General features: G+C 74.6%; 8 protein-coding genes. All 8 read left to right on the top strand.

Annotated features, from left to right (window positions below):
• The coding region (gene carB, locus VEW93_13590) for a carbamoyl-phosphate synthase large subunit (protein ID HYI62824.1) at positions 1 to 2905 on the top strand (2905 nt) is incomplete at its 5' end.
• 1 nt (position 2906) lies between these two features.
• A complete protein-coding gene (locus VEW93_13585; GenBank protein HYI62823.1) occupies positions 2907 to 3845 on the top strand; it encodes a dihydroorotate dehydrogenase in 939 nt (312 codons plus the stop codon).
• Positions 3842 to 4567 (top strand): orotidine-5'-phosphate decarboxylase, encoded by a 726-nt coding sequence (gene pyrF, locus VEW93_13580; protein HYI62822.1) that lies wholly within the window; start codon positions 3842 to 3844, stop codon positions 4565 to 4567. The genes VEW93_13585 and pyrF overlap by 4 nt, the downstream gene beginning before the upstream one ends.
• A 110-nt stretch (positions 4568 to 4677) precedes the next feature.
• A complete protein-coding gene (gene mihF, locus VEW93_13575; protein ID HYI62821.1) occupies positions 4678 to 4992 on the top strand; it encodes an integration host factor, actinobacterial type in 315 nt (104 codons plus the stop codon).
• A 59-nt stretch (positions 4993 to 5051) separates the two neighbouring features.
• A complete protein-coding gene (locus VEW93_13570; GenBank protein HYI62820.1) occupies positions 5052 to 5633 on the top strand; it encodes a cytidylate kinase family protein in 582 nt (193 codons plus the stop codon).
• A 42-nt stretch (positions 5634 to 5675) separates the two neighbouring features.
• The gene (gene rpoZ / locus VEW93_13565) at positions 5676 to 6011 is read left to right on the top strand and encodes a DNA-directed RNA polymerase subunit omega (protein HYI62819.1); all 336 of its coding nucleotides are present in this window, start codon (positions 5676 to 5678) and stop codon (positions 6009 to 6011) included.
• Positions 6012 to 6057: 46 nt separating this feature from the next.
• A complete protein-coding gene (coaBC, locus tag VEW93_13560; GenBank protein ID HYI62818.1) occupies positions 6058 to 7338 on the top strand; it encodes a bifunctional phosphopantothenoylcysteine decarboxylase/phosphopantothenate--cysteine ligase CoaBC in 1281 nt (426 codons plus the stop codon).
• On the top strand, positions 7335 to 8555 hold the full coding sequence (metK, locus tag VEW93_13555) for a methionine adenosyltransferase (GenBank protein HYI62817.1): 1221 nt from the start codon (positions 7335 to 7337) through the stop codon (positions 8553 to 8555). The genes coaBC and metK overlap by 4 nt, the downstream gene beginning before the upstream one ends.
• Positions 8556 to 8986 lie beyond the last annotated feature (431 nt).

The following is an 8986-nucleotide window of genomic DNA, read 5'->3' as shown; positions in this document are numbered from 1 at the left end:
AGATGAACCCCCGCGTGTCAAGGTCGTCGGCCCTCGCCTCGAAGGCGACGGGTTTCGCGATCGCGAAGATCGCGACGAAACTCTCGCTCGGCTACACGCTCGACGAGATTCCCAACGACATCACCCGCAAGACACCGGCATCGCCGACGACGCCGCCGAGCTCACCCTGCTGGCCGAGATCGGCCTCGCCGCCAGCCCCATCTCCGAGATCCTCATCGAGCGGTCGATCGCGGGGTGGAAGGAGTACGAGCTGGAGGTGATGCGCGACCGGGCCGACAACTGCGTGGTCGTGTGCTCGATCGAGAACTTCGACCCCATGGGCGTCCACACCGGCGACTCCATCACCGTGGCCCCGGCCCAGACCCTGTCCGACGTCGAGTACCAGCTGATGTGCGACGCCGCCTTCGCCTGCATCCGGCGCATCGGCGTCGACACCGGGGGGTCCAACATCCAGTTCGCGGTCAACCCCGAGAACGGCGCGATGGTCGTCATCGAGATGAACCCCCGGGTCTCGCGGTCGTCGGCGCTGGCCAGCAAGGCCACCGGGTTCCCGATCGCCAAGATCGCAGCCAAGCTGGCCGTGGGCTACACGCTCGACGAGATCCCCAACGACATCACCCGCAAGACGCCGGCCAGCTTCGAGCCCACCATCGACTACGTGGTCACCAAAATCCCCCGGTGGGCGTTCGAGAAGTTCCCCGGGGCGCCCGACGTGCTCGGCACCCGCATGCAGTCGGTGGGGGAGGCCATGGCCATCGGCCGCACCTTCCCCGAGTCGCTGCAGAAGGCCCTCCGGTCCCTGGAGCAGGGCCGCCTGGGGCTCAACTGCGACCCGGCCGAGGTGGGCCTGGACGACCTGTCCGACGCCGACCTGCTGGCCGCCGCGGCCGTGGCCACCCCGGACCGGCCCTTCCAGCTGGAGGCGGCCCTGGCCCGGGGCATGACCGTCGACCAGGTGGCCGAGGCCACCAGGGTCGACCCCTGGTTCCTGGACCAGATCTCGCTCATCACCGAGGAGCGCCGCCACCTGGGCCAGGTGGGCCTGGCCGCCATGGACCGGGCCGCCTGGCGCCGGGCCAAGCGCCTGGGCTTCGGCGACGCGCAGCTGGCCCACCTGTGGGGGACGGCCGAGGACGAGGTGCGGGCCGCCCGCCAGGCCGCCGGGGTCCACCCCACGTTCAAGACGGTCGACACCTGCGCGGCGGAGTTCGCGGCCGAGACGCCGTACCACTACTCCACCTGGGAGGACACCTCGGAGGTGGCCCCGGGGACCAAGCCCAAGGTGGTGATCCTGGGCTCGGGCCCGAACCGCATCGGCCAGGGCATCGAGTTCGACTACTGCTGCGTCCACGCCAGCTTCGCCCTGCGCGACGCCGGGTTCGAGACGGTCATGGTCAACTGCAACCCGGAGACGGTGTCCACCGACTACGACACCTCAGACCGCCTCTACTTCGAGCCCCTCACCGCCGAGGACGTGGGCGCGGTGCTGGCCGCCGAGGCGGCCGGTGGCGACCTCCGGGGCGTCATCGTGAGCCTCGGGGGCCAGACCCCGCTGAAGCTGGCCGGCGAGATCGACCCGGCCCTGGTCCTGGGGACCAGCCCGGCCTCCATCGACCTGGCCGAGGACCGCGACCGCTGGAACGCCCTGTGCGCCGAGCTGGGCATCCCCCAGCCGGCGGGCGGCACCGCGGTGACCGTGGACCAGGCCCTGGCCATCACCGCCGGCATCGGCTACCCGGCCCTGGTCCGCCCCAGCTACGTGCTCGGGGGCCGGGCCATGGAGATCGTCTACGACGACGAGCAGCTCCGCCGGGCCATGGCCGAGCTGTCGGGCTTCGGCTCCCTGGGCCGGGAGGGGGGCCTCTCGGCCGAGCGCCCCGTGCTGGTCGATCGGTTCCTGGAGGACGCCACCGAGGTCGACGTGGACGCCCTGCGCGACACCACCGGCGAGATCGTCATCGGGGCGGTCATGGAGCACGTCGAGGAGGCCGGGGTCCACTCCGGCGACTCGGCCTGCGCCATCCCGCCCTACTCCCTCACCCCGGCCACCGTGGCCGTCATCGAGGGCCACACCCGCCGCATCGCCGAGGCCCTGGGCGTGGTCGGGCTCATCAACGTGCAGTTCGCGGTGAAGGACGACGACGTCTACGTCATCGAGGCCAACCCCCGGGCCAGCCGCACCGTGCCCTTCGTGGCCAAGGCCACCGGGGTGCCCCTGGTCAAGGTGGCGGCCCGGCTCATGGTCGGCGCCTCCCTGGCCGAGCTGCGGGCCGAGGGGCTGCTGTGCCCGCCGGTCACCGGTCACGTGGCCGTGAAGGAGGCGGTGCTGCCGTTCAACCGCTTCCCCGACGCCGACCGGGTCCTGGGCCCGGAGATGCGCTCCACCGGCGAGGTCATGGGCATCGACGAGACCTTCGGCCTGGCCTTCGCCAAGAGCCAGATCGCGGCCGGCGACCGCCTGCCCACCGGGGGCTGCGTGTTCGTCTCCCTGGCCGACCGGGACAAGCCCGGCGGCACCGTGGCCGCCCGGCGGCTGGTCGAGCTGGGCTTCACCATCGCCGCCACCACCGGCACGGCCGCCCACCTGGCCGCGGCCGGCATCGAGGTGGCCGAGGTGCTGGGCAAGCTGGGCGAGGACGGCCAGGGTGACGGGAGCGGGTGCCGGACCGCCGTCGACCTCATCCGCGAGGGCACCTGCACCCTGGTGGTCAACAGCCCCCGGGGCCGGGGGCCCCGGGCCGACGGGGCCTACATCCGCCGGGAGGCGGGGGTGGCCGGCATCCCCATCCTGACCACGGCGGCGGCAGCCCAGGCCGCGGCCGAGGGCATGGCCGACTGGCGCACCCACCCCCTGCGGGTCCGGCCCCTGCAGGAGATCCACGCCGAGGGCCGGGCGAGGGCCTGAGGTGCGCCGGCGAGGGGCCCCGGCCGTCGACACGGCGGTGCGGGTCGGGTCGCTGACCCTGCCCAACCCGGTGATGACGGCCTCGGGCACCGGCGGCCACGGCGCCGAGCTCCACGCCTACCAGCCCCTGGGCGACCTGGGGGCGGTGGTGGTCAAGTCGCTGTCGGCCGACCCGTGGCCCGGCAACCCCGCCCCCCGGGTCCACGCCACCCCGGCCGGCATGCTCAACAGCGTCGGCCTCCAGGGCCCCGGCGTGTCGGCCTGGCTGGCCGACGACCTGCCCGCCCTGCGGGCCACCGGGGCCCGGGTGGTGGCCAGCATCTGGGGCCGCTCGGTGGAGGACTACGGGCGGGCCGCCGCCGCCCTGGCCGACGCCCCCCCGGAGGTGGTGGCCGTCGAGGTCAACCTGTCGTGTCCCAACACCGAGGCCGGGCGCGACCTGTTCGCCCACGACCCGGAGGCCACCGCCGCCGTGGTGGCCGCCACCGCGGCCTGCGGCCGGCCCCGCTGGGCCAAGCTCAGCCCCAACACCCCCCGGGTGGCCGAGGTGGCGGCGGCCGCGGCCGGGGCCGGGGCCGAGGCCGTGACCCTGGTCAACACGGTGATGGGCATGGCCATCGACCCCGAGACCCGCACCTATCGGCTGGGGGCGGGGGAGCGGGGCGGGGGCCTGTCGGGCCCGGCCATCCACCCGGTGGCCGTCCGGGTCGTCCACGACGTGCACCGGGCCCACCCCGACCTCCCCATCGTGGGCGTGGGGGGGGTGGTCGACGGGGCCAGCGCGGTCGAGCTGCTGCTGGCCGGGGCGTCGGCCGTGCAGGTGGGCACGGCCACCTTCGCCGATCCCCGTGCTCCCGGCCGGGTGGCCCGGGACCTGGAACACTGGTGCCACCGCCGGGGGATCGCATCGGTGGCCGAGCTCACCGGAGGCCTGAGATGACCGACACCACCACCACCCCCGCTGCCGCCGAGGTGGCCGAGGCCGTGCGCCGCCGCCTGGCCCTCGTCCTCGACGTGGACGACATGGTGGAGGCCACCCGCCGGGCCCGCGAGATGCAGCCCTGGTTCGGGGTGGCCAAGGTCGGCCTGGAGCTGTACAGCGCGGTTGGCCCCGACGTGATCGAGCCCCTGCGGGAGCTGGGCTACGAGGTCTTCGTCGACCTCAAGCTGCACGACATCCCCACCACCGTGCAGCGGGCGGCCCGCGTCCTGGGCGCCCTGGGGGCGTCGTACGTGACCCTGCACGCCTTCGGGGGGCGGGACATGCTCCGGGCCGGCGACCAGGGCTTCCGGGAGGGGGCGGCGGCCGCCGGCCTGCCCGAGCCGACCTCGTTGGCGGTGACCATCCTGACCAGCGACGCCGGCGCCCCGCCCCACATCCTGGGCAAGCGCCTCGCCGTGGCCATGGAGGCCGGCTGCGGCGGCGTGGTGTGCGCGGCCTCGGACCTGGAGGAGGTGCGGACCCTGGCCCCGGCCATGTACCGGGTGGTGCCCGGGATCCGCCTGCCCGGCGACGCCCCCCACGACCAGGCCCGGGCGGCCACCCCGGGCGAGGCGGCGGCGGCCGGGGCCGACCTGCTGGTGGTGGGGCGCACCGTCACCCAGGCCCCCGACCGGGCGGCGGCGGCGGCCGCGGTGGCCGCCGCGGTGGCCGCGGCCTGAGGGCATCCGCCGTCCCCCCGCCGGGAGCGGCGCGACCACGACCATCGGTGATGTGTCGGGCGACACGCGATTGCCGCGCCGGGCAGAAGCGGGCGATATAGGGTGCGCGCATGCCTCAGCCCCCCCAGTTGACGCCGGAGCAGCGTGAAGCTGCCCTGGCCAAGGCCGCCGCCGCTCGTCGAGCCCGAGCCGAGCTGAAGGAGAAGCTGAAGATGGGCTCCCTCAGCCTGTCTGCCGTGCTCGACCAGGCCGAGGGCGATGCCGTCGTCGGCAAGACCAAGGTGCTGGCGGTGATCGAGTCGCTCCCCGGTGTCGGCAAGGTCAAGGCCCGCCGCACCATGGACGAGATCGGCATCGCCGAGACCCGGACCCTCAAGGGCCTCGGGGCCCAGCAGCGCAAGGCGCTGCTCGACGCCTTCAACTGAACGTCCTGCAACCCGGGGCACGTCCCGGGGGCCGTCGCGGCCCCGGGTAGGGTCGCCGGGTGCCGCTCGTGACCATCTCCGGCCTCCCCGGGGCCGGGACCAGCACGCTGGCCCGCGCCGTGGCCGCGGCCCTGGGCCTGGCCCACGTGGACGGGGGCCAGGTGTTCCGGGCCCTGGCCGCCGAGCGGGACCAGGACGTCCACGCCTTCGGGGCCGAAGCCGAGTCCGACCCTTCCATCGACGTGGAGCTCGACACCCGCCTGGCCCGCCGCGGGGCCGAGGGCGACGTGGTGCTCGAGTCCCGCCTGGCCGGGTGGATCGCCACCCACGAGGGCCTGCCCGCCCTGCGGGTGTGGGTCGAGTGCGCCGAGGGCGAGCGGGCCCGCCGGGTGGCGGCCCGGGAGGGCTCCACACCCGACGTGACGGCGGCCCAGAACCGCCGCCGGGAGGTGAGCGAGGCCCGGCGCTACCGCGACTACTACGGCATCGACCTCGCCGATCGGAGCCCGTACGACCTGGTCCTCGACTCCACCGCCACCCCGGTGGAGGACCTCCTGGCCGCGGTCCTGGCCGCGGCGCCGGGCCGGGCCGGGCCGGGGTCGGGGACGGCGGTCTCGCCCGGCGCCGACGCCGCCCTGTAGCCTGGCGGGTCCCGCCCGACAGCCCCCGGAGAGCGACGGCCCATGAGCTGGCAGCACGACACGATGATGAACCCGGCCATCGAGGAGCTCACCACCAGGGCCGACGAGTCGAAGTTCAAGCTGGTGACCCTGGGCGCCACCCGGGCCCGGCAGATCAACTCGTACTTCGGCCAGCTGGGCGAGGGCCTGGGCACCCTGGTCCCGCCGCAGGTCACCAGCGTGGCCCGCAAGCCGCTGTCCATCGCCTTCGAAGAGATCGCGGCCGACAAGATCGTCCCCGTCGACCCTCCCACCGAGGAGGAGCTGGCCGAGATGGCCGCCGCCGAGGCGGCCGCCGCGGCCGACGCCGCCGCCCTCGAGGCCGGCTCGTCCGACTGAGGCCCCGCCGCGGCCACCCGGCCCGGCTCCCGGCCGTCCCCCGCCCGTGACCGCCGCCGACCCGCCGCCCCCCGCCTCCCACCTGGCCGGCCGGCGGGTCGTCCTGGGCGTCACCGGCGGCATCGCCGCCTACAAGGCGGTCGAGGTCTGCCGCCGGCTGGTGGACGCCGGGGCCCACGTGGCCCCCGTCCTCACCGAGGGGGCGACCCGCTTCGTGGGGGCCGCCACCTTCTCGGCCCTGGCCAGCGAGCCCACGCAGACCACCCTGTTCGACGAGCCCCACCCCATCCCCCACACCCGGCTGGGGCAGGGGGCCGACGTGGTGGTGGTGGCCCCGGCCACGGCCCGCCTGCTGGCCGACTACGCCACCGGCCGCTCCGACGACCTGCTCACCGCCACCCTCCTGGCCACCCGGGCCCCGGTGGTGGTGGCCCCGGCCATGCACACCGAGATGTGGGAGCACCCGGCGGTGCAGGACAACGTGGCCACCCTGGCCCGCCGGGGCGTGGTCGTCGTCCCGCCCGAGGAGGGCCGCCTGGCCGGCGGCGACGTCGGGGCCGGGCGCCTGGCCGACCCGGCCGCCATCGTGGCCGCCGTGGAGGCCGCCGTCGGGCCCCGCGACCTGGCCGGGACCACGGTGCTGGTCACCGCCGGCGGCACCCGCGAGCCCATCGACCCGGTGCGCTTCGTGGGCAACCGCAGCTCGGGCAAGCAGGGCCACGCGGTGGCGGCCGAGGCCGCGGCCCGGGGGGCGGCGGTCACCCTGGTCACCACCAGCGGCCTGGCCCTGCCGGCCGGGGTGGAGGTGGTCCGGGTGGAGACGGCGGCCGAGATGCACGACGCCGTGATGGCCCGCGCCGCCACCGCCGAGGTGGTGGTCATGGCCGCCGCGGTGGCCGACTTCCGGCCCCGGTCCCCGTCCCACCACAAGATCAAGAAGGGCGAGGGCGTGCCCGAGGTGGCCCTGGAGCCCACCGTCGACATCCTGGCCACCCTCGGGGCCCGGCGCCGGCCGGGCCAGACCCTGGTCGGCTTCGCGGCCGAGACCCGCGACGTCGAGGCCGCCGCCGCCGACAAGCTGCGCCGCAAGGGCGTCGACCTGATCGTGGCCAACGACGTCGGCGCGCCGGGGGCCGGCTTCGAGCACGACACCAACCGGGTGATGGTGCTCTCGGCCTCCGGCATCGACCAAGATGTCCCCCTCAGCGACAAGCGCCTCGTCGCTCGAGCCGTGATCGACGCCGTGGTGGGCCACCGCCGCGGCCCGGCCGGGGGTCCCACAGCGCCCCCGTCCTCTCCCTCACCCCCAAGGAGCCCAGAACCGTGAGCCGCTTCACCTTCACCTCGGAGTCGGTGACCGAGGGCCATCCCGACAAGATGGCCGACCAGATCTCGGACTCGATCCTGGACGCCATCCTGACCAACGACCCCGCGGCCCGGGTGGCGTGCGAGACCATGGTGACGACCGGCCTGGCCATCGTGGCCGGCGAGATCACCACCAGCGAGTACGTCGAGATCCCCAAGATCGTGCGGGACACCATCCTCGACATCGGCTACGACAACGCCGACTTCGGCATCGACGGCCAGACCTGCGGCGTCATCACCACCATCGACCCGCAGTCCCCCGACATCGCCCAGGGCGTGGACACCGCCCTGGAGACCCGGGTCGGCAGCTCCGGCGAGGACGCCCTCAACAGCCAGGGCGCCGGCGACCAGGGGATGATGTTCGGCTACGCCTGCACCGAGACCGAGGACCTCATGCCCCTGCCGATCTGGCTGGCGCACAAGCTCTCGGCCCGCATGGCCGAGGTCCGCAAGTCCGGCATCCTCCCGTACCTCCGCCCCGACGCCAAGACCCAGGTCACCGTCGACTACGAGGGCAACAAGCCCGTCGAGCTCAAGACGGTGCTGATCTCCACGCAGCACCAGCCCGGGGTCGACGCCGACAGCACCATCAAGCCCGACCTGATCGAGCACGTCATCCGTCCGTCCCTGCCCGAGCAGTTCGCCGACGACGACTTCCGCGTGCTGGTCAACCCGACCGGCAAGTTCGAGCTGGGCGGTCCCCACGCCGACTGCGGTCTCACCGGCCGCAAGATCATCGTCGACACCTACGGCGGCATGGCCCGCCACGGCGGTGGCGCCTTCTCGGGCAAGGACCCGTCGAAGGTCGACCGCTCCGCGGCGTATGCGGCCCGCTACGTGGCGAAGAACGTCGTGGCCGCGGGCCTCGCCGACCGCTGCGAGATCCAGGTCGCGTACGCGATCGGCGTGGCGCATCCGGTGTCCGTGATGGTCGAGACGTTCGGCACCGAGCACGTCGGCCGTGCGCGGATCGCCGAGCTCGTCGACGAGCACTTCGACCTGCGCCCCGGCGCATTCCGCAAGGCGCTCAAGCTCCACCGGCCGATCTACCAGAAGACCGCCGCCTACGGCCACTTCGGCCGCGACGACCACGACTTCACGTGGGAGAAAACCGACAAGGCGGCGCAGCTGCGCGACGCCGCCGGGCTCGGCGAGCGCGAGGTCGTAGCCGCCGAGTAGTCACAGTTCCGGCGGGTTCCGTTCCGGCGCTGTTGCGCTCGGCACGGAACCCGCCCGAAGTTTCACCTCGCTGTGCGCATTGTCGCTCGCCGCCGCTGCCGGCTTCGCGGACGCTGTCGGCATGCACCGCGCAGCTCCATTTCTCATCGCGCTCGCCGTGGCGGGGATCGCCCCCGCGGATGCGGCAGCCGCGAAGCGCCTCGCGGTCTCGGCGGCCATACCGCGGGTGGCCACGGCGGGAGACGTCATGCGCGTCCCCGGCCGTGCGGCGGGCGCTACCAGGGTTGCGCTCCAGCAGCGCGTGGCGGGTGGCTGGGCCACCCGGGCTCGCGGGCGCGGCGGCCGTTTCTCCCTGGCATGGCGTGCGCCGGACAGGCGGGTGGTCGTGACGCTGCGAGTGGCGGCGGTTCGCGGGCGCCGCGTGCGTGCTG

The organism is Acidimicrobiales bacterium, from assembly GCA_035630295.1.
In the GTDB taxonomy this organism is placed as follows: domain Bacteria; phylum Actinomycetota; class Acidimicrobiia; order Acidimicrobiales; family Iamiaceae; genus Iamia.
The sequence above is the reverse complement of the archived record's forward strand: the minus strand, read 5'-3'. Positions and strand labels throughout refer to the sequence as shown.